The sequence below is a fragment of the Streptomyces sp. NPDC002057 genome, from assembly GCF_040296665.1.
Taxonomy (GTDB): domain Bacteria; phylum Actinomycetota; class Actinomycetes; order Streptomycetales; family Streptomycetaceae; genus Streptomyces.
On sequence record NZ_JBEOXR010000016.1, the window covers coordinates 20,800 to 40,473 of the forward strand.

Consider the following 19,674-nt stretch of genomic DNA (forward strand, 5'->3'; position numbering starts at 1 on the left):
AGACGGGAAGGTGACGACAGGTCCTAGGACCCGCTCCGGGGTCAGTCCTTGGCGAGCGTGAACGAGGCCGCGAGCACCTTGGCGCCCGGCATCGTCGCCTCCACGAGGTAGGTGCCGGGTCCGGCCTGACCGGCCGGGGCGGTGGCGCACCGCGGTGCGCTGCGCCCGCGGTCCCACTCCACGGTGTGGGTGACGGTGGCCCGCGCGGGGATGTGCAGCAGGACCGGGTTGCCGGGGCGCGGGCAGTCGGCGGAGGACCAGACCTCGTCGTCCTGCTTGTCACTGATCGTCAGAACCGCGCTGCGGGGCCCGAAGTCGGCCTTGCAGGCGGTGTTCGAGGTGTTCCTGGCGACGAGGTGGAAGCGGGGCTTCTCGCCCGTCTCGTAGCTGACCTTGACGCTGCGGAGGGTCAACTGGAGTGCTCCGGCGGGGCAGTTCGGCAGCGGGGAATTGGCCGGAACCTGCTGTCCCGCACCGGCGCCCGCGCCTCCGTCGCCGCCCGCGCCGTCGGTGTCGCCGTTCTTGCCGCCGCCGTCGGGGCCGGCGGTCGCGCCCGCGTCCGCGCCGGCGTCGGTGCCCGAGCCCGGGTCCGTACCGCCGCCGCCCGAGCCGCCGCTGCCGCCCGTGGCCTCGCCGGAGTCGCCCGACTCGTCGCGCCCGCCGGGCTGTTGGCTGATCGCCGGCCCGGTGCCGGAGGGGCCCGGGGTGATCGACGGGGGTGTGGGGGACGAGCCGTTGGCCGCGTCGTTCGCCTTCTTCCCGCCCCCGTCACCCGAGGTGACGGCCCATACGGCGAGGAGTGCGAGAAGCGCCACCAGGCACGCCGCCACCGCCCTCCGTCGCCAGTAGATGGTGGAGGGAAGCGGCCCGACCGGATTGCGCAAAGATCCCACGACCCGAACCTTACGAGAGATCCGGCCCAACTCCCGCCCCACCCGCCGCCCGAGGCATCAAGTTTTGCCGATGATCACATCCCCTCTTTCCGGGAACTTTTCCCGGACCCCCGCCCCGAGCCCCTCGTGACCTCACCTGAAATCGGTGGGAACCGGAGCGAATCGCGGGGACCCCCACTTTCGTCGGGGGTCGCTCTGGCCGTTGGCCCGGGGCGGAGCACTCCGGATTCCGGTTAGCGTCGTGCACCATGAACACCCTCCTCGACCTCTCCGACCGGCTGTATCTCGACGTAGCCGACTTCGCCCACTCCACCCCCCACTGGTTCCAGTGGCTCGCCGAGGTCTGGACCGAGGCCGGACTGCTTCTCTTCGGCGCGCTGTTCCTGGCCGGCTGGTGGCGTTCCCGCGAGGGTTCGAGCCGGTTGATGGCGCTCGCGCTGCTGGCCCCGCTCGCCACCGCGTTCGGGTACGTGGTGAGCGAGAGCTTCAAGTCGCTGGTCGACGAGGAACGTCCGTGCCGTGCCGTCGTCGGGGCACCCGCCTCGCTCGTCACCTGCCCGCCGCACGGCGACTGGTCCTTCCCGAGCAACCACTCGGCGATCGCGGGGGCCGCCGCGATCGCGCTCGCGCTGTCCTGGCGCGGGATGGTCTGGCTGACGGTGCCGATGGCGCTGCTCATGGCGTTCTCGCGGGTCTTCGTCGGCGTGCACTACCCGCACGACGTGACCGTCGGCGTGGTCCTCGGCGGTCTGATCGCCCTCCTCGTCATGAAGGCGGCGGTCCGGCCGGTGGGCGCTCTGGTGGAGACGGCCCGGTCGAGCCGGAGCTCGGCCGTGGTGTGGTGTGCGGGGCGCGGTCCCCGGGCGCACGCCGCGGGGCGCGTCGAGGAGCCGCAGCGCGCACGCCACGGCGCGTACTGACCCCGCTCCGGGCACCTTGCACGACGGTGCGCGCCGATGCCGCCCCGGCGCGCACCACGCGGCGCGTTCGGGCCACGGTCCGGTATCGCACCACGGCGCGAGCCGATGCCGCCCCGGCGCGCGCACCACGGCGCGTATCGATCCCACCCCGGCGCCGTGCCACCACGCGTACGGAACGCGCCGTGGACGTGCCAGGATCGGAGGTGCCATGACTTCCATCGACACTGCCCTCACCCCCGACGCCCCCGCGCTCCCGACGCCCCCAGCCGAGCTGCACGGGCCCGTCCTCGCCTGGTTCGACCGGCACGCCCGCGACCTGCCCTGGCGCCGCCCCGAGGCCGGTGCGTGGGGCGTCATGGTCAGCGAGTTCATGCTCCAGCAGACCCCCGTCGTCCGGGTCCTGCCGGTGTACGAGCAGTGGCTCGCGCGCTGGCCCCGCCCGGCCGACCTGGCCGCCGACGCCTCGGGCGAGGCGGTCCGCGCCTGGGGCCGGCTCGGCTATCCGCGCCGGGCCCTGCGGCTGCACGCCGCGGCCGTGGCCATAAAGGAGCGGCACGGCGGCGACGTTCCGAGCGATCACGGGCAGCTGCTCGCGCTGCCCGGCATCGGCGAGTACACGGCGGCGGCGGTGGCCTCGTTCGCGTACGGGCAGCGGCACGCGGTCCTGGACACCAATGTGCGCCGGGTCTTCGCCCGGGCGGCGACGGGCGTGCAGTACCCGCCGAACGCGACCACGGCCGCCGAGCGGCGGCTCGCCCGCGCGCTGCTGCCGGAGGACGAGGCGACGGCGTCCCGCTGGGCCGCCGCCTCGATGGAGCTGGGCGCGCTGGTGTGCACGGCGAAGAGCGAGGACTGCGGGCGCTGCCCGATCTCGGGGCAGTGCGCCTGGCTGCTCGCCGGGAAGCCGGCGCACGACGGTCCGCCCCGGCGCGGCCAGACGTACGCCGGAACCGACCGGCAGGTCAGGGGGCGGCTCCTCGCCGTGCTGCGGGAGTCGGCGGACCCGGTGGCGCAGGCGGTCCTGGACACGGTCTGGGACGAGCCGGTGCAGCGGGCCAGGGCGCTGGACGGCCTGGTCGCGGACGGCCTCGTCGAGCCCCTGGACGACGGGTACTACCGGCTTCCCACGTCCTGAGTCACCGGCCCTCCCGGGTCCGGGACGGTGGGCGGCGCCCCCGCCCGCGTGGACGCCAGGTGGCCGCCGGCGGGTGGCCACCGCCGCCCCTTCCCCCTTTCCTCCGCTGTTACACAACCGATGGCTAGCCGTGCGTCCACCGACGGCTGCCCCGCACAACCCCGTGACAACCGCTCCGTAGCGTCATCGACGACACGAGGAACGAAGCAGGTCACGGGGTTCGGAGGCGGTTCGGATGAGGCATGGCGAGGTGCTCGATTTCGAGGAGTACGTACGCACGCGGCAGGACGCGCTGCTGCGCAGTGCACGTCGTCTCGTGGCCGACCCCGTCGACGCCCAGGACCTCCTCCAGACCGCCCTGGCCCGGACGTTCGGCCGCTGGGACGGCATCGCCGACAAGTCCCTCGCCGACGCGTACCTCCGCCGGGTCATGATCAACACCCGGACCGAGTGGTGGCGCTCCCGCAAGCTCGAAGAGGTGCCCACCGAGCAGCTGCCCGACGCCTGCGTCGACGACCCGACCGAGCAGCACGCCGACCGGGCCCTCCTCATGGACGTCCTGAAGGTCCTCGCGCCGAAGCAGCGCAGTGTCGTCGTCCTGCGCCACTGGGAACAGATGAGCACGGAGGAGACGGCGACGGCGCTCGGCATGTCGACGGGTACCGTGAAGTCGACGCTCCACCGCGCGCTCGCCCGGCTCCGCCAGGAGCTGGAGAGCCGTGATCTCGACGCCCGTGCCCTCGGGCGGACCGGAGGGCGGACGACCGTACGAGGCGACGAACGGGGGCGGGAGCGGTGCGCGGCCTAGACGGCGACTCCGAAGGCGGCAGACGGAACGAAGGCGGTGGCGGCGACCGGTACGGGACCGGGCGTCATCGTCGTACCGCGAAGGCGGCGAGCATCACGGCGGCGGCCGGGCTCGTCGCCGTCGGGCTGTCCATGGCCGCCTGCTCCACGGGGGGCACCGGGTCCCGTGACGAGGGGGCGGCCGGCACCCACGAGGTGGCCGCCGCGGCGCCCACCCCCTCCCCCGCGGACGAGGGGGAGAAGCGGTCCGCCGAGCGGGTGGACCCGATCGCGCTGCTCAAGGCCGACCCGAAGATCGGCGAGCGGCTCAAGACGGACCTGAAGCCGTGCGTCGCGGACGCCTATCCGGTGGACGCCTCCTACGGCAACCTCACCGACGCGCCCTCGCCCGACGTCGTCGTCAACGTGATGACCTGCGGTGACGCGGTCGGCATCGGCACGTACGTCTACCGCAGGCAGAGCGACCGCTACGAGAACGTGTTCATGGCGGAGGAGCCGGCGGTCTACGCCACGATCGACCGCGGCGAGCTCGTCGTCACCAAGCAGGTGTACGCGAAGGGCGACCCGGTCGCGTACCCCTCGGGCGAGGACGTGATCACCTACCGCTGGTCGGGGAACCGCTTCACCCAGCACGACTGGGTGCACAACGACTACAGCCGGGCCGTCGGCGACGGCGGGGTCGACGGCGCCGAGGTCCAGGAGCCCGCGCCCAGCGAGCCGCCCGCGAACTGAGCCGCACCCCGGGCGCCGTACCCCAGGAGCCGGATCGCACGAGCCGGACCCGGAGACGCGACAGCCCCGCGAACCGGACCCCGGAGCCGGACCCCGCGCCGGACCTCGGAGCCCGGCACCACGAGCCGGACCCCCAGAGCCGTACATCACCAGCCGTACACCTCGCGAACGCGGAAGCGGCGCACAGAACCGAAGGGCACGCACGATGGCCGAGACCCATGTCCTCTTCGTCGAGGACGACGACGTCATCCGTGAGGCCACCCAGCTCGCCCTGGAGCGGGACGGCTTCCGGGTCACGGCCATGCCCGACGGCCTCTCCGGCCTCGACGCCTTCCGGGAGCGGCGGCCGGACATCGCCCTGCTCGACGTGATGCTGCCGGGCATGGACGGGGTCAGCCTCTGCCGTCGCATCCGCGACGAGTCGACGGTTCCGGTGATCATGCTGTCGGCGCGCGCCGACTCGATCGACGTCGTCCTCGGCCTGGAGGCAGGGGCCGACGACTACGTCACCAAGCCCTTCGACGGTGCCGTGCTGATGGCCCGTATCCGCGCCGTGCTGCGCCGCTTCGGCCACGCGGGCGGTGCCGGCGCCGGCGAGCGCGGGGAGGACGGGCCGGACGGCGGCGGACTCCTCGTCTTCGGCGACCTGGAGGTCGACACCGAGGGCATGGAGGTCCGCAGGGGCGGGGAGCCGGTCGCGCTGACCCCGACCGAGATGCGGCTGCTCCTGGAGTTCTCCTCCGCGCCGGGCACGGTGCTCTCCCGCGACAAGCTCCTGGAGCGGGTCTGGGACTACGGCTGGGGCGGCGACACCCGGGTCGTCGACGTCCATGTGCAGCGGCTGCGCGCCAAGATCGGCCAGGACAGGATCGAGACGGTCCGCGGCTTCGGCTACAAGCTCAAGAACTAGGGCACGTTCCGGATGAAGCTGCTCCCCCTCCGTACCGGGGTCCGCTGGAAGATCGCCGTCGCCATCGCGGCGGTCGGCGCGCTGATCGCGGTCACCCTCAGCGTGGTCGTGCACAACGCCGCCCGCATCTCGATGCTCGACAACGCGCGCGAGGTGCAGATGGAGCGGCTCCTCTTCGCGCAGCGGATGTACGAGACGGCGAAGCCCAAGGAACCGCGCTTCGGCACGAAGATCAACGACCCGTCGCTGCCCGCCCAGCTCGACCAGCTGATGCGGGACAAGCGGCGCGGTACGTACGTGCAGGAGCACCGGCACGGCGGGCCGCCCGACGTGTGGGCGGCGGTGCCGCTCGCCAACGGCGACGTGCTCTCGCTGCACATCCCCTTCGCCGACCGCAGCGCGACGATCATGAGCGATCTGGACCGGGCCCTCGTCATCGGCTCGGTCTCGGTGGTCTTCGGCGGCTGCGCGCTCGGGGTGCTCATCGGCGGCCAGCTCTCGCGGCGGCTGCGGAAGGCGGCCGTCGCGGCCGGGCGGGTCGCCCAGGGCAACACGGACGTGCGGGTCAGGGAGGCCGTCGGCGGGGTCGTACGGGACGAGACCGACGACCTGGCCTGGGCGGTCGACGCCCTGACCGACGCCCTCAACGAGCGGATCGAGGCCGAGCGGCGGGTCACCGCGGACATCGCGCACGAGCTCCGCACCCCGGTCACCGGGCTGCTCACGGCGGCCGAGCTGCTGCCGCCGGGGCGTCCCACCGAGCTCGTCCGCGACCGGGCGCAGGCCATGCGGACGCTGGTCGAGGACGTCCTGGAGGTGGCCCGGCTGGACAGCGCGTCGGAGCGGGCGGAGCTCCAGGAGATCGCGCTCGGCGAGTTCGTGGAGCGGCGGGTGCGGGTCCTCGACCCCGAGGTGGTCGTCCGGGTCGTCCACGACTCCTGGGTGAACACCGATCCCCGGCGCCTCGAACGCGTCCTCGGCAATCTCCTCGCGAACGCCGCCAAGCACGGCAAGCCGCCGGTGGAGGTCACCGTCGAGGGCCGGGTCGTCCGGGTCCGCGACCACGGGCCCGGCTTCCCCGAGGCGCTCCTCAAGGAGGGCCCGAGCCGGTTCCGTACCGGGACGAGCGACCGGGCGGGTCAGGGCCACGGCCTGGGCCTGACGATCGCGGCCGGCCAGGCCAGGGTCCTCGGCGCCCGGCTGACCTTCCGGAACGTGGCCGCCGAGGGCGCCCCGAACGGCGTGGGCGGCGCCATCGCCGTGCTGTGGCTGCCGGACCACGCGCCGACGAACACGGGGAGCTTCCCGATCCTGCGGCCGCCGGGGTAGGGGTGTGCGGGTACGAGAGTGGGGCAGGTCCTGTGCGCAGGACCTGCCCCACTCCCGTACATGAGGTCAGACCGTCTCGGCGACCTTCGCCGTACCGTCCTCGCCCGTCTTGGGGGCCGTCTCCGGTCCGGCGCCGCGGAGCGCCACCTCCTTGACCAGCCAGGCGAGGAGGAAGGCGAGGACGGAGACCGCGGCGGCGAGCAGGAAGGCGCCGTGCGTGCCCGAGGCCACCGCGTGCTGGTAGGCCTCGCGGAGCGTCGCCGGCAGCTTGGCCAGGCTCGCCGCGTCGAGCTGCGCCGTCCGCTCGGTGAGCCCGGATCCGCCGCGCGCGGTCATCTCGTCCTGGACGCGGCTCGTGAAGAGCGCGCCCATGATCGCGACGCCGAAGGAGGAGCCCAGCGTCCGGAAGAGGGTGGTGGAGGACGAGGCGACGCCCATGTCCTTCATCTCGACGCTGTTCTGCGCGACCAGCATGGTGATCTGCATCAGGAAGCCCATGCCCGCGCCGAGGACGGCCATGTAGACCCCGGAGGTCAGCCGCGAGGTGCCGGTGTCCATCGTGGAGAGCAGGAAGAGGCCGACCGTCATGAGGGCGCCGCCCGCGATCGGGAAGACCTTGTACTTGCCGGTGCTGGTGGTGAAGCGGCCGACGAGCAGGGAGACGACCATCATCGACAGCAGCATCGGCAGGAGCAGCAGACCGGAGTTGGTCGCCGAGGCGCCCTGGACGGACTGCTGGAAGATCGGCAGGTAGAGCACCGCGCCGAACATCACGAAGCCGGTGATGAAGCCGATCAGGGACATCAGGGTGAAGTTGCGGCTGCGGAAGATGTGCAGCGGCACGATCGGGTCGCTCGCGCGGGTCTCCACCCACAGGAAGGCGGCGAGCGCGAGGGTTCCGCCGACCGCGAGGGCGACGATGGTGGCCGAGCCCCAGGCGTACTCCGTACCGCCCCAGGTGGTGACGAGGACGATCGCGGTGATGCCGACGGTCAGGAGCGCGGCGCCGAGGAAGTCGATGCGGGTGCCCGTGGCGCGCCGCTTCTTCGGCAGGTGCAGGACGGTGCTGACCATGGCGAGGGCGACGGCGCCGAGCGGCAGGTTGATGTAGAAGGACCAGCGCCAGCCCCAGTGGTCGGTGATGGTGCCGCCGACGAGGGGGCCGCCGATCATGGCGAGGGCCATCACGCCGGCCATCATGCCCTGGTACTTGCCGCGCTCGCGGGGCGGGATGAGGTCGCCGATGATCGCCATCACGCCGACCATGAGGCCGCCGGCGCCGAGGCCCTGGACGGCGCGGAAGCCGATGAGCTGGCCCATGTCCTGGGCCATGCCGCTGAGGGCCGAGCCGATCAGGAAGATCACGATCGAGGTGAGGAAGACGCCCTTGCGGCCGAACATGTCGCCGAACTTGCCCCAGAGGGGGGTGGAGGCGGCTGTGGCCAGGGTGTAGGCGGTGACGACCCAGGAGAGGTGCTCCAGGCCGCCGAGCTCGCCGACGATCGTCGGCATCGCGGTGCCGATGATCATGTTGTCCAGCATCGCGAGGAGCATCGCGATCATCAGGGCGAGGAGGACGACGCGGACGCTGCGTGGCTGCTGCTCCGATTCCCCCTGTGCCGGCTTCTCTGTCGCTTGCGTCGCCATCTTCTTCCCTTACTTGCCGCCCGGCTAGTTACTACACTGGGGACGGTAGACCTGTAACTTGCCGGTCGTCAAGTAAGTTCTGTGGAAAGTGGAGGGCAGTCATGTCCCGAGGCAACACCCGCCAGCGCATCCAGGACGTGGCGCTCGACCTCTTCGCCGAGCAGGGCTACGAGAAGACCTCCCTGCGCGAGATCGCGGAACGCCTCGACGTCACCAAGGCGGCGCTCTACTACCACTTCAAGACCAAGGAAGACATCCTCATCGGGATCTTCGAGGACCTGACCCGGCCCATGGACGAGCTGATCACCTGGGCCCAGGAGCAGCCCCGCACCCTGGAGACCCGGCGGGAGGTGCTGCGCCGCTACCAGGTGGCGCTGCGCGCGGCGGCCCCCCTCTTCCGCTTCATGCAGGAGAACCAGGCCACGGTCCGCGAACTCAGCGTCGGCCTCACCTTCAAGGAACGCATGATCACGCTGACCGGCCTGATCCAGGAGCCGGACTTCCCCATGGCGGACAAGGTCCGCTGCGTCAGCGCGATCTTCACCCTGCACGCGGGCACGTTCTTCATGGAGAACATCGAGGGCGACCCCGAGGAGAAGCACAGGGCCACCCTCGAGGTCGCCCTCGATCTGCTGGACAAGGCCCACGGGGCCTGATCCGGCGTCGTATGCAGTTGGTGCCGGCCGTGGAGATCACCCGGCCGGTGCCGACCGGAGGGGTCGCACGGCCGGTGTCGACCTGACCGGGTCACCCGGCCGGTGCCGACCGGAAGGGGTCACACGGCTCAGATGGAGACGCCGTGGGACCGCAGGAAGGCGGCCGGGTTGACGGCGGAGCCGTAGTTCGGGGTCGTACGGATCTCGAAGTGCAGGTGGGGGCCGGAGGAGTTGCCGGTGTTGCCCGAGAGGGCGATCTGCTGACCGGCCATGACCTTCTGGCCGACCTTGGCCTTGATCTTCGACAGGTGGGCGTACTGCGAGTACGTGCCGTTGGCGTGCTTGACGACGATCGCGTTGCCGTACGCGGGGCCGTCGCCGCCGCCGTTCGGGCCGGCCTTCACGACGGTGCCCGCACCCGCGGCCTTGACCGGGGTGCCGACCGGGACGGCGAAGTCCTGGCCGGAGTGCTTGTGGGCCCACATGGCGCCGCCCTGGTTGTAGCTGGCGGACAGCGTGTAGGCGGAGACCGGCTTGACCCACGCCGGGGCCTTCTTGGCCGCGACCGGCTTGACGGTGACCTTCTTGACCGCGGCGACCTTCTTGGCGGCCGTGGCCTTGGCGGCGGCGGCCTTCACCTGAGCGGCGACGTGGGCCTGGGCGTCGGCCTGCGCGGCGACGGCGGCGGACGCGGACACCGCGACAGGGGCGGCGACGGCCTTGCCCTCGGCGGCGAAGGCGGACCCAGCTCCGGTCACCATCGTCGCTCCCAGGCCGGCGGCGGCGAGAGCGACGACGGTGACACGGGCGGCGGGGTTCATGCGCTTCGACATACGGGGGAAACCTCCGGGAAGTACGGGACCCGACGCGAACGGTGCTCTGCGTCGGGCTTGCTCATCCTTGGTAACCCGGACCCCCGGCCAGCCCAAAACACCCCATCTACGACATCACGTCGTAGCGATCTCCGGAGAAGTTCAGCCCTTGACGGCCCCGGAGACCTCCTTCGAAATCGGACATACCGACACAAGAGAACCGGTTTATCCGCATGTCATGAGGTGCCGGAACCGTGTAAAACGCCATCTGGCGTCCGGTTCGGGAGGCTCAGGGACCAAAGTCCCGACGGTTCGCGCCTGAACGTCCCGATTCACCACCAAAGGTCGCCACTATTCCGCCTAGTACCGCCCAAAACCCCTGTGCGCCTTGTCACCAGGCACCGGCCGCCAATGGGATCTGGGTCACGCGACCGAGCCCCCCGGAAGGCCGTCCCGCACTACGCTGACCGCTTCGGGGACCCACGGGGGGACACACATGGAACCGGCACTCATCGGCACGCGCCTCGCCTCCGCCGCGATCGGCCCACTCTTGAAGAAACTGCTGGTCAGCGAGGGTCCGGGGGCAGGTCTCACGGGCTCGTCGGGCACCGTGCGCCTCTCCTCCCTCGTCTCCTTCCGCGGTGAGAAGCGCACGCTGACGGAGAAGGACGTACGGAAGCTGGCGGCGGCGCTGGTGGAGCGGTCCCTCGACCCGAGGGGAGAGGCCCCCTTCCCCCACGACGAGACCGAGGCCGTCACCGACACCCTCGCGCGGACCCTCCTCGCCCTCGGCGACCTCGACATGGACGACGTCCAGGCGGTCCGCCTCGGCCACACCGCCCTCGCCCGCGGCCTGCGCGCGGCGGCCCCCGCCCCCGACGGCCTCGCGTCCGACTCCCTCCTCTACCTGGAGTCGATGACGGAGTGGGCCTGCCTCCACATCCTGGAGTTCTTCACCCGCCGCTCCACCTTCGTGGCCCGCAGCCTGGTCGAGCAGACCCGGGGCCAGGCCGAGCTGATCGCGAAGGTCGACGAGGCCCTCCGCCGGGTGCCGCGCCCGGACACCCGGGACGCGGAGTTCGAGCGGCGCTACCTGGCGCACCTCGCGAAGAAGCACGGCCGCCTGACCATCTACGGGGTGGACCTCCGGGACGCACCGGAGAAGTGGCCGCTGGACGTGGCCTACCTGTCGCTGGAGACGACGGGCGGACCGTGGCCGGAGCGGGCCGACGCTCTGGTCGCACCGGCGCGGCTGGAAGCAGCCTTGGGGACGCGGCCGGACCCTCTCCCCGAGGACTTCGACCACGAGGCCTACGCCACCACCTCCACCTCCCTCCACCGGGGCGACCTCCTCGACGGCCGCGCCGACCAGGTCCTCGCCCGGCACGACAAGGTGCTCCTGCGCGGAGCGGCCGGCTCCGGCAAGACGACCCTCGTCCAGTGGCTGGCGGTCTCCGCCGCACGCGAGGACGCCACCGGCGGCGACAGGACCGCCGACGGCATGGCGTACCTCCACGACCGCGTCCCCTTCGTCCTCCCCCTGCGCGCCCTCACCCGCCACGGCGAGCGGCTCCCCACCCCCGACCGGTTCCTCTCCGCCGCCGGCTGCCCGCTCACCCCGCCCGACGGCTGGGCCGACCGGGTCCTCGCCGCCGGGCGCGGCCTGGTCCTCGTCGACGGCATCGACGAGATCCCCGAGGCCGAGCGCGACCGGGCGCGCCGCTGGCTCCGCGACCTCCTCGACTCCTACGAGGGCAACCGCTGGCTCGTGACCTCCCGCCCGACCGCCGTACGCGACGACTGGCTCGCTCCGGACGGCTTCGCCGAGCTGACCCTCGCCCCGATGTCCCCCACCGAGGTCGCCACCTTCGTCCGCCGCTGGCACCGGGCGGCGGGGCCGGAGGCCGCGCCCTACGGCCGGGCCCTCCTCCGCGCCCTGCGCACGACGCCGGACGTCGCCCAGCTCGCCACGAACCCGCTGATGTGCGGCCTGATCTGCGCCCTCCACCACGGGCGGCGCGGGTTCCTGCCGCGCGGCCGCAAGGCGCTGTACGACGCGGCGCTCTCGATGCTGCTCTCGCGCCGGGACCGCGAGCGGGACATGGGGACCCCGTACGGGATCGAGCTGGGCGACGCCCCGCAGATCCAGCTGATCCAGCGCCTCGCCTACTGGCTGACGCTCAACGGCCGCACGACGATGGACCGCGCGCACGCGGAGTCGGTCGTACGGGAGACGGTGCCGGCGATCACGGAGGCGGCCGGGTACGACGCGGGCGCGGTCTTCACGCACCTGCTCCACCGCAGCGGCCTGCTGCGCGAGCCGACCGCGGACACCGTCGACTTCGTCCACCGCACCTTCCAGGACTACCTGGCGGCGAAGGCCCTCGTGGACCGGTGGGACATCGGGGTCCTGGTCGGGCACGCGGCCGACGACCAGTGGGAGGACGTCATCCGCATGGCCGTGGGGCACGCGCGCCCGCGCGAGTGCGCCGAGATCTTCGAGGAGCTCCTGAAGGCGGCGGACGCGGCGGAGGACCGCCGTACGCAGCTCCGCGTCCTGGTGGTGGCGGCGACGGCCCTCGACCACGCGACGGAGGTGGCACCGGAGATCCGGGCGCGGATCCTGGCACGGACGGCGGAGGTGATCCCGCCGCGCGGCGCGGAGGAGGCGCGGGAGCTGGCGTCGGTGGGGCGGGCGGTCCTGGACCTGCTGCCGGGCCCTGAGCATCTGGACGACGGCGCGGCCCTGGACGTGGTGATCACAGCGACCCACATCACGGACGAGGCCGCGCTCCCCTACCTCGCCCGGTTCACCCGGCACCCGTACCTCCAGGTCCGCTCCCAGCTGATGTGGGGCTGGTCCCGCTTCCCGGCGACCGGCTACGCGGAGGAGATCATCGCCCGGCTCGACCCCCGCCTTCTCGACTTCACCGTGGTGTCCTGCGAGCAGGCCGTCGAGATCGTGCGCCTCGGGCTGCGGCCCCGGGGCCTCGACCTGCGTCCGGGGCTCGGTGCCCGCGGCATGACCCTGCTCCGTGACGTGATCGGTGGAGCGCGGAGCGTCCAGCTCCCGGGGTCCCTCGCCCGGTTCCTGGATCTCCTGCCCCCCGAGAACGAGCTGGAGACCCTCATCCTGAGAGGCCGGCCCGAAGGGGGACTCGCCTTCCTGCGCCGTCTGACCCACCTCGGAGCGCTGGAGTTCTACGGCGGGACGTCGTCGGCCGAGGAGCAGGACTGGGACGCGCTGGCCACCCTGGACCGGCTCGCGTTCCTCGTGTGGGACGCGGCGGCCGTGGGCCGTGTCCCGGAGTCGCTGCGCCTGCCGCAGACGGAGGCACTGTACGTGCACTGCGACGGCACGGCCGTGCCTCTGGACGTCATCGCCCGGACCTTCCCGGCCCTGGATCAGCTCAGGCTTCTGGGCGACCTCACGGGACAGGTCCACGACCTCACGCCGTTGGCGTCCCTGACACGGCTCGGCTCCGTCGTGGGCATCGGCGGGCGCTTCACCGGCGCCGAGAACCTCGCGCCCACGGTCGAGATCCGGTCCTGAACCGGGCTCGGGTCCGGCGTGGACCGAGGATCAGGTCCGGAGCGGGGCAGACCACAGCACCTGCGTGGACCACGCTCGGCTCCGACGCAAAGGGGCGGCCCCGGAACCGTCAGGTTCCGGGGCCGCCCCTCACCGCTCAGTCGCGCGGAACGCTTACGCGTCCTTCGACAGGTTCGGGCCCGTGCCGCCCGTCGCCTCGATCGGCGGGGCGTCCGGCAGAGCCGTCTTCTCCTCGCCGCGGAAGGTGAAGGTGCGCTCCTCGCCCTCGCCCTCCGTGTCCACGACCACGATGTGACCGGGGCGCAGCTCGCCGAAGAGGATCTTCTCCGACAGGGTGTCCTCGATCTCGCGCTGGATCGTCCGGCGCAGCGGCCGGGCGCCCATCACCGGGTCGTAACCCTTCTTGGCGAGCAGCTCCTTCGCGGACTGGGAGAGCTCGAGGCCCATGTCCCGGTCCTTCAGGCGCTCGTCGACGCGGCCGACCATCAGGTCGACGATCTGGAGGATGTCGTCCTGCGTCAGCTGCGGGAAGACGATGATGTCGTCCACACGGTTGAGGAACTCCGGGCGGAAGTGCTGCTTCAGCTCGTCGCTGACCTTCGCCTTCATCCGCTCGTAGTTGGACTTCGTGTCGCCCTGGGCCGCGAAGCCCAGGTTGAAGCCCTTCGAGATGTCCCTGGTCCCGAGGTTGGTCGTCATGATGATGACCGTGTTCTTGAAGTCCACGACCCGGCCCTGGGAGTCGGTCAGGCGACCGTCCTCCAGGATCTGGAGAAGGGAATTGAAGATATCGGGGTGGGCCTTCTCGACCTCGTCGAAGAGGACGACGGAGAACGGCTTGCGGCGCACCTTCTCGGTGAGCTGGCCGCCCTCTTCGTAGCCGACGTATCCGGGCGGCGAACCGAAGAGACGGGAAACCGTGTGCTTCTCGCTGAACTCCGACATGTCGAGGGAGATCATCGCGTCCTCGTCGCCGAAGAGGAATTCGGCGAGGGCCTTCGAGAGCTCGGTCTTACCGACACCGGACGGACCGGCGAAGATGAACGAGCCACCGGGGCGCTTCGGGTCCTTCAGACCGGCCCGCGTACGGCGGATGGCCCGCGAGAGGCCGATGACGGCGTCCTTCTGCCCGATGACGCGCTTGTGGAGCTCGTCCTCCATGCGGAGCAGGCGGCTGGACTCCTCCTCGGTCAGCTTGAAGACCGGGATGCCGGTGGCGGTCGCGAGGACCTCGGCGATCAGATCGCCGTCGACCTCGGCCACGACGTCCATGTCGCCGGCCTTCCACTCCTTCTCGCGCTTGGCCTTCGCGGCGAGAAGCTGCTTCTCCTTGTCGCGGAGCGAGGCGGCCTTCTCGAAGTCCTGCGAGTCGATCGCGGACTCCTTGTCGCGGCGGACGCCGGCGATCTTCTCGTCGAACTCGCGGAGGTCCGGCGGCGCGGTCATCCGGCGGATGCGCATCCGGGAGCCGGCCTCGTCGATCAGGTCGATCGCCTTGTCCGGGAGGAAGCGGTCCGAGATGTACCGGTCGGCCAGGGTCGCGGCCTGGACGAGGGCCTCGTCGGTGATGGAGACCCGGTGGTGGGCCTCGTACCGGTCGCGCAGACCCTTGAGGATCTCGATGGTGTGCGGCAGCGACGGCTCGGCGACCTGGATGGGCTGGAAGCGGCGCTCGAGGGCCGCGTCCTTCTCCAGGTACTTCCGGTACTCGTCGAGCGTGGTGGCGCCGATGGTCTGGAGCTCACCGCGGGCCAGCATCGGCTTGAGGATGCTGGCGGCGTCGATCGCGCCCTCGGCGGCGCCCGCACCCACGAGGGTGTGGAGCTCGTCGATGAACAGGATGATGTCGCCGCGGGTGCGGATCTCCTTGAGGACCTTCTTCAGGCGCTCCTCGAAGTCACCGCGGTAGCGGGAGCCGGCGACCAGCGCGCCGAGGTCCAGGGTGTAGAGGTGCTTGTCCTTGAGGGTCTCGGGCACCTCGCCCTTGACGATGGCCTGCGCCAGGCCCTCGACGACGGCGGTCTTGCCGACGCCGGGCTCGCCGATGAGCACCGGGTTGTTCTTGGTGCGGCGGGACAGCACCTGCATGACCCGCTCGATCTCCTTCTCGCGCCCGATGACCGGGTCGAGCTTGGATTCGCGGGCCGCCTGGGTGAGGTTGCGACCGAACTGGTCGAGGACCAGGGACGTCGAGGGGGTGCCCTCGGCAGGCCCGCCGGCGGTGGCGGCTTCCTTGCCCTGGTAACCGGAGAGCAGCTGGATGACCTGCTGCCGCACCCGGTTGAGGTCGGCGCCCAGCTTCACGAGGACCTGGGCGGCGACGCCCTCGCCCTCGCGGATCAGGCCGAGCAGGATGTGCTCGGTGCCGATGTAGTTGTGGCCGAGCTGGAGGGCCTCACGGAGCGAGAGCTCCAGGACCTTCTTGGCGCGAGGGGTGAAGGGGATGTGCCCGGACGGGGCCTGCTGCCCCTGCCCGATGATCTCCTCCACCTGCTGGCGGACCGCCTCGAGCGAAATCCCGAGGCTCTCCAGGGCCTTAGCGGCGACACCCTCACCCTCGTGGATAAGGCCCAGAAGGATGTGCTCGGTGCCGATGTAGTTGTGGTTGAGCATCCGGGCTTCTTCCTGAGCCAGGACGACAACCCGCCGCGCGCGGTCGGTGAACCTCTCGAACATCGTTAATCGCTCCTCAGAGCGGTCAGTCAGTTAGGGGTCGATCCCCTCCCTGTCCTTCCGCAGCTTAGTCCCGCAAGCGGGGACCGCTCATTCCAACTGCCGACATCCGTCCGGATCACCCCCTGTTCCGCGGGGAGACCTGCTGCCGAACAGCCGACAAATGCTCCAACCCGATGGTGCGAGACGATGTTCCCGCAGGCCAAGTAGTTACCCGCGTCTTCAGTACGCCGATGGCGAACGTGAGACGCCGAAGCCGACGAGTCGCCCCTCTCCACTAGGAATGTCTTACCCGTAAGGACGGACACTCCATGCGGCGCACCCCGGTTCCCTCCGCTACCAGCGAACACCCTTGCGCTGCCGAATGCACTCGTACACCCCATCACGGACACCTTGCGCGTTCGGACGGGGACCGAAGGTGACCGCGGCGGCCCGTCCGGGCGTAACCAACGCACCGTCCCGGGAGTTCCCCGGGTATGGCCTTCACCGTCCCGCTCCCCCGCGCACCGCTCGAAGGCGGCCTGGCGCGGTGGTACGAGAACGAGCTCGGCTGGGCGACCGTGGCCGGTCCGCCGGTGCGGCTCGTCACGGGGCTGCGCTTCGACGTCCTGGAGCTTCCCGCCTCGGCCGGTCACGGCGTGCTGCGCCGGATGGGCCCCGCGACGGGCCCGGTGGCCCTGCGGGGGCACCGGATGCGGCTGCTCGTGGCCGCGGGGAGCGCGGAGGAGCTACCCGGCCTGCTCGACTGGCTCGAGTGGGGCGGGATCTCGCTGGATCTCACGGCGCTGGGCACCGACGGCCGGATGACCGCGCCCCTTCCCCCGGGGCGGGGCGGATCCGGCACGCCGGGCGCCGCCGTGTGGCTGCGGGCCCCGGCACCGGGTCGCGAGGTCGAGTCCTCGCTGCCGGCGCTGCGGTCCGCGCCGTGGGGCGATGCGGATGCCCCCTGCCTGGTGCGTCTCGTGGCCGCCGCCGCCGCGGAGTGCCACCGGGTGCGGCTGCTGAGTGCCCGGGCCCGGGGGCCGGTGGCTCAGCAGCTGTCGCCTCAGCGGTTCGCGTCCTCGTAGGCGGCCTTGATGTCGGCGGGAACGCGACCGCGGTCGTTCACGTTCATGCCGTTCTCCTTGGCCCACGCGCGAATCTTCGCGGTGTCCGGGCTGCCCGTCGCCACGGCGCGGCCCTTGCCGCGTCCGCCGGTGGTGCGGCCACCGGTGCGGCGACCGCTCTTGGTGTACGGATCGAGCAGATCACGGAGCTTTTCCGCGTTGGCGGTGGTGAGGTCGATCTCGTAGGTCTTGCCGTCCAGCGCGAACGTCACGGTCTCGTCCGCCTCGACGCCGTCGAGGTCGTCGACAAGAAGGACCTGAACCTTCTGTGCCACCGGATTTCCTTTCATCGAAAATGGAGTACGCGGAAAGGAAACCGCTTTTCCCGGGAAAACACAAACCCCTGGCAGAGGTTCAGAACCCCGGCAACGCGGGAAACGTGCGCGATTCGGACATAGGGTTCCGTGCGGGGTTCCCCCCGGCGTTCCGCGCGGGTTCCGCGTCACAGGTGCAGAAGCATCCGGCTGTTGCCCAAGGTGTTCGGCTTCACTCGTTCGAGACCGAGGAACTCGGCGACTCCCTCGTCATAGGAACGCAGGAGCTCGCTGTAGACATCTCCGTCGACCGGGGTCTCGCCGATCTCGACGAAGCCGTGCTTCGCGAAGAAGTCGACTTCGAAGGTCAGGCAGAATACCCGCCGCACACCGAGCCAACGGGCGGTGTGCAACAACTTGTCCAGCACCTGATGTCCGACGCCGGCGCCCTTGAACTCGGGATCGACGGCGAGAGTGCGGACTTCCGCGAGGTCTTCCCACATCACATGGAGAGCGCCGCAGCCGACGACGGTGGCGTCCTCGTCGCGTTCCGCGACCCAGAACTCCTGGATGGACTCGTAAAGGGTGACGGTCGCCTTGTCGAGCAGGATGCCGCGCCGCACGAACGGATCGACGAGACGACGGACCGCGGCGACATCGCCGGTGCGGGCCCTGCGTACGGTGACGGCTTTTGCGGAGGCCGCGGAAGCGGCCGGGGAAGCGGGCGTCGACATGGGGGGACGCTATCGCTCCTGGGCCCCGGTTCCTTCGGCGCCCTCCTCGGGCGGGGCGGGAAGCGGGTTGTCGCGCTGGACGATTCGGATGGCGTCGTTCAGGGCCTCGCGCTGGTCCTGCGACATCATCCCGAAGAAGGCGACGAGCGCGGCGGCCGGGTTGTCGCTCTGGGCCCATGCCCCGTTCATCAGCGCGGCCGCGTATGCGGCGCGGGTGGAGACCGCCGTATATCGATAGGCGCGGCCTTCGACTTCTCTGCGGACCCAGCCCTTCTGGTGGAGATTGTCCATCACGGTCATGACGGTGGTGTAGGCGATGGACCGTTCCTGCTGAAGGTCTTCCAGAACTTCCCGGACGGTCACCGGACGGTTCCATTGCCAGACGCGCGTCATGACGGCGTCTTCGAGCTCTCCCAGAGGACGGGGCACAGCGCCACTTTAGTGCGCAAAGCGTCACTAAGGGGCTATTGACGGAAGGAAACGCAACAAAAAGGACGTACGACCTCGAAGGGTCGTACGTCCAGGGCACCGCAGGAGGGCGGTCGGAGTTCAGGAAGTGGTGGTGCCGTCCGCCTGGCGGGTGGCCTCGACACGGGCGAGGGCCGCGTCCACGACCGCGTCCTCCTTGGCCTTGTTCGAGCCGCCCTGGGTCTTCACGATGACGACGACGATGGCGGTGAAGAACGCGGCCATCACGATGGGCGGCAGGAGCGCGGATACGTATTCCATGGCGACCAGAGTAGCTATCCGGCCGCCCGCTCCTCGGGCGGGGGCGGGGGTGCGGGCCTCCGGCGCGGCGGGAACACCTCGGAGGGCTTGGGCACCGGACGCTCGGCCGGGGCCGGCGGGTTCGGCTTGGGCTCGTCGCCCGCCGCGCGCCCGCCGGGCAGCGCGAGCAGCCGGGCCCGCGGACCGACCGGGGCCGAGGTGGCGGTGGCCTGGGAGACCCGGGCCAGGCGCGCGCGCACGGAGCGCTCGGCGAGGATCTGGCAGCGGGCGAGCAGCTCCGAGGCCGCCGGGTTGCGGCGCAGCGCGCGGAGCGCGGCGAGGTCGTCGGCCTGGGGGTCGTACCCGGCGGCGAGAGCGTCCCGGAGGAGCTCCAGATAGCCGCTGAGGGAGCCGGGCAGCGCCTCGCGGTAGCGGGCCAGGTCGGCGAGGAGGAAGGCGCGCAGCCGGCCCGCCTCGCGCACGGCCTCGTCCACGGAGGCGGCCAGGAGCAGCGCGTCCTGGACGTCCTCGTCCTGGAGGGGGGCGGGGTGGAGGGCGACGGCGAGGGCACGGCGGAGCACACGCAGCTCGTCCGCGCTGAACGCCATGCCGCCGCGGGATCCGTATGGCGTGGGCATGGGCCGACGATACGCGCTAATCGGACAATTTTCTCTTAGCGATCATTCCGGCGCGCCGACGGCCGAGCGGCCCGCCGGGCGCCCCACCTGCGGCGCCGGGCCGGTGGGGCCGCCGGGCCGGGGACGCCGTCCGCGGGTCACCGGGCCCGGAGTCGCGCGCTGTCTCC

18 protein-coding genes are annotated in these 19,674 nt (G+C 71.4%); 9 read left to right on the forward strand and 9 right to left on the reverse strand.

The window, feature by feature from the left end; all coding sequences use genetic code 11:
- Positions 1–41: 41 nt before the first annotated feature.
- On the reverse strand, positions 42–893 hold the full coding sequence (locus tag ABT129_RS15290; protein WP_351900929.1) for a hypothetical protein: 852 nt from the start codon (positions 891–893) through the stop codon (positions 42–44).
- 248 nt (positions 894–1,141) lie between these two features.
- On the opposite strand from ABT129_RS15290, the gene ABT129_RS15295 reads away from it, so the two are divergent.
- The 6 genes from ABT129_RS15295 (at position 1,142) to cseC (ending at position 6,726) form a co-directional block, all read left to right on the forward strand.
- A complete protein-coding gene (locus ABT129_RS15295; RefSeq protein WP_351900931.1) occupies positions 1,142–1,813 on the forward strand; it encodes a phosphatase PAP2 family protein in 672 nt (223 codons plus the stop codon).
- A 208-nt stretch (positions 1,814–2,021) separates the two neighbouring features.
- Complete coding sequence (locus ABT129_RS15300; protein ID WP_351900933.1) at positions 2,022–2,948, forward strand: iron-sulfur binding domain-containing protein; 927 nt, start codon at positions 2,022–2,024, stop codon at positions 2,946–2,948.
- 235 nt (positions 2,949–3,183) lie between these two features.
- Entirely contained in the window at positions 3,184–3,756 is a 573-nt protein-coding gene (locus ABT129_RS15305) for a SigE family RNA polymerase sigma factor (protein ID WP_351900935.1), read from the forward strand.
- Positions 3,744–4,487: a hypothetical protein gene (locus tag ABT129_RS15310; RefSeq protein ID WP_351900937.1), complete on the forward strand. Its 744-nt coding sequence runs from the start codon at positions 3,744–3,746 to the stop codon at positions 4,485–4,487. Before ABT129_RS15305 ends, ABT129_RS15310 begins: the two co-directional genes overlap by 13 nt.
- 205 nt (positions 4,488–4,692) lie before the next feature.
- On the forward strand, positions 4,693–5,397 hold the full coding sequence (gene cseB, locus ABT129_RS15315) for a two-component system response regulator CseB (RefSeq protein WP_351900939.1): 705 nt from the start codon (positions 4,693–4,695) through the stop codon (positions 5,395–5,397).
- 12 nt (positions 5,398–5,409) lie between these two features.
- On the forward strand, positions 5,410–6,726 hold the full coding sequence (gene cseC, locus ABT129_RS15320; protein ID WP_351900941.1) for a two-component system sensor histidine kinase CseC: 1,317 nt from the start codon (positions 5,410–5,412) through the stop codon (positions 6,724–6,726).
- A 66-nt stretch (positions 6,727–6,792) separates the two neighbouring features.
- On the opposite strand, the gene ABT129_RS15325 is transcribed toward cseC, so the two are convergent.
- Entirely contained in the window at positions 6,793–8,373 is a 1,581-nt protein-coding gene (locus tag ABT129_RS15325) for an MDR family MFS transporter (protein ID WP_351900943.1), read from the reverse strand.
- Between the two features lie 101 nt (positions 8,374–8,474).
- On the opposite strand from ABT129_RS15325, the gene ABT129_RS15330 reads away from it, so the two are divergent.
- On the forward strand, positions 8,475–9,029 hold the full coding sequence (locus tag ABT129_RS15330) for a TetR/AcrR family transcriptional regulator (RefSeq protein ID WP_351900945.1): 555 nt from the start codon (positions 8,475–8,477) through the stop codon (positions 9,027–9,029).
- Positions 9,030–9,157: 128 nt separating this feature from the next.
- Here the strand turns inward: ABT129_RS15330 and ABT129_RS15335 are convergent, their stop codons facing one another.
- Entirely contained in the window at positions 9,158–9,862 is a 705-nt protein-coding gene (locus ABT129_RS15335) for a M23 family metallopeptidase (RefSeq protein WP_351900947.1), read from the reverse strand.
- A gap of 475 nt (positions 9,863–10,337) precedes the next feature.
- Here ABT129_RS15335 and ABT129_RS15340 point away from each other — a divergent pair, with 475 nt between their 5' ends.
- Complete coding sequence (locus ABT129_RS15340; RefSeq protein ID WP_351900949.1) at positions 10,338–13,394, forward strand: NACHT domain-containing protein; 3,057 nt, start codon at positions 10,338–10,340, stop codon at positions 13,392–13,394.
- A 153-nt stretch (positions 13,395–13,547) separates the two neighbouring features.
- Here ABT129_RS15340 and ABT129_RS15345 read toward each other — a convergent pair whose 3' ends face one another.
- Positions 13,548–16,070 carry an ATP-dependent Clp protease ATP-binding subunit gene (locus ABT129_RS15345; protein WP_351900951.1) on the reverse strand — a complete coding sequence of 841 codons (2,523 nt, stop codon included), beginning with the start codon at positions 16,068–16,070 and terminating at the stop codon, positions 13,548–13,550.
- Between the two features lie 473 nt (positions 16,071–16,543).
- Between ABT129_RS15345 and ABT129_RS15350 the strand changes: the two genes are divergently transcribed.
- Positions 16,544–17,134: an SCO3374 family protein gene (locus tag ABT129_RS15350; protein WP_351900953.1), complete on the forward strand. Its 591-nt coding sequence runs from the start codon at positions 16,544–16,546 to the stop codon at positions 17,132–17,134.
- Here the strand turns inward: ABT129_RS15350 and ABT129_RS15355 are convergent.
- The 5 genes from ABT129_RS15355 to ABT129_RS15375 all read right to left on the reverse strand — a co-directional run bounded on the left by ABT129_RS15355 (position 17,113) and on the right by ABT129_RS15375 (position 19,477).
- Complete coding sequence (locus ABT129_RS15355; RefSeq protein ID WP_351900954.1) at positions 17,113–17,448, reverse strand: histone-like nucleoid-structuring protein Lsr2; 336 nt, start codon at positions 17,446–17,448, stop codon at positions 17,113–17,115. The genes ABT129_RS15350 and ABT129_RS15355 overlap by 22 nt on opposite strands.
- A gap of 167 nt (positions 17,449–17,615) precedes the next feature.
- Entirely contained in the window at positions 17,616–18,161 is a 546-nt protein-coding gene (locus ABT129_RS15360; RefSeq protein ID WP_351900956.1) for an amino-acid N-acetyltransferase, read from the reverse strand.
- A 9-nt stretch (positions 18,162–18,170) separates the two neighbouring features.
- Positions 18,171–18,590 carry a BlaI/MecI/CopY family transcriptional regulator gene (locus tag ABT129_RS15365; protein ID WP_351900958.1) on the reverse strand — a complete coding sequence of 140 codons (420 nt, stop codon included), beginning with the start codon at positions 18,588–18,590 and terminating at the stop codon, positions 18,171–18,173.
- Between the two features lie 120 nt (positions 18,591–18,710).
- Complete coding sequence (locus ABT129_RS15370) at positions 18,711–18,890, reverse strand: hypothetical protein (protein ID WP_351900959.1); 180 nt, start codon at positions 18,888–18,890, stop codon at positions 18,711–18,713.
- 14 nt (positions 18,891–18,904) lie between these two features.
- Positions 18,905–19,477 carry a hypothetical protein gene (locus ABT129_RS15375; RefSeq protein WP_351901119.1) on the reverse strand — a complete coding sequence of 191 codons (573 nt, stop codon included), beginning with the start codon at positions 19,475–19,477 and terminating at the stop codon, positions 18,905–18,907.
- Positions 19,478–19,674 lie beyond the last annotated feature (197 nt).

Bases quoted from the DNA above. Each gene is read 5' to 3' on its own strand.
- ABT129_RS15340 (WP_351900949.1), top strand. From the start codon at position 10,338: ATGGAACCGGCACTCATCGGCACGCGCCTCGCCTCCGCCGCGATCGGC.
- cseB (WP_351900939.1), top strand. From the start codon at position 4,693: ATGGCCGAGACCCATGTCCTCTTCGTCGAGGACGACGACGTCATCCGT.
- ABT129_RS15375 (WP_351901119.1), bottom strand. From the start codon at position 19,477: ATGGCGTTCAGCGCGGACGAGCTGCGTGTGCTCCGCCGTGCCCTCGCC.
- ABT129_RS15360 (WP_351900956.1), bottom strand. From the start codon at position 18,161: ATGTCGACGCCCGCTTCCCCGGCCGCTTCCGCGGCCTCCGCAAAAGCC.
- ABT129_RS15330 (WP_351900945.1), top strand. From the start codon at position 8,475: ATGTCCCGAGGCAACACCCGCCAGCGCATCCAGGACGTGGCGCTCGAC.
- ABT129_RS15295 (WP_351900931.1), top strand. From the start codon at position 1,142: ATGAACACCCTCCTCGACCTCTCCGACCGGCTGTATCTCGACGTAGCC.
- ABT129_RS15370 (WP_351900959.1), bottom strand. From the start codon at position 18,890: ATGGAATACGTATCCGCGCTCCTGCCGCCCATCGTGATGGCCGCGTTC.
- ABT129_RS15325 (WP_351900943.1), bottom strand. From the start codon at position 8,373: ATGGCGACGCAAGCGACAGAGAAGCCGGCACAGGGGGAATCGGAGCAG.
- cseC (WP_351900941.1), top strand. From the start codon at position 5,410: ATGAAGCTGCTCCCCCTCCGTACCGGGGTCCGCTGGAAGATCGCCGTC.
- ABT129_RS15345 (WP_351900951.1), bottom strand. From the start codon at position 16,070: ATGTTCGAGAGGTTCACCGACCGCGCGCGGCGGGTTGTCGTCCTGGCT.
- ABT129_RS15305 (WP_351900935.1), top strand. From the start codon at position 3,184: ATGAGGCATGGCGAGGTGCTCGATTTCGAGGAGTACGTACGCACGCGG.
- ABT129_RS15335 (WP_351900947.1), bottom strand. From the start codon at position 9,862: ATGTCGAAGCGCATGAACCCCGCCGCCCGTGTCACCGTCGTCGCTCTC.
- ABT129_RS15300 (WP_351900933.1), top strand. From the start codon at position 2,022: ATGACTTCCATCGACACTGCCCTCACCCCCGACGCCCCCGCGCTCCCG.
- ABT129_RS15350 (WP_351900953.1), top strand. From the start codon at position 16,544: ATGGCCTTCACCGTCCCGCTCCCCCGCGCACCGCTCGAAGGCGGCCTG.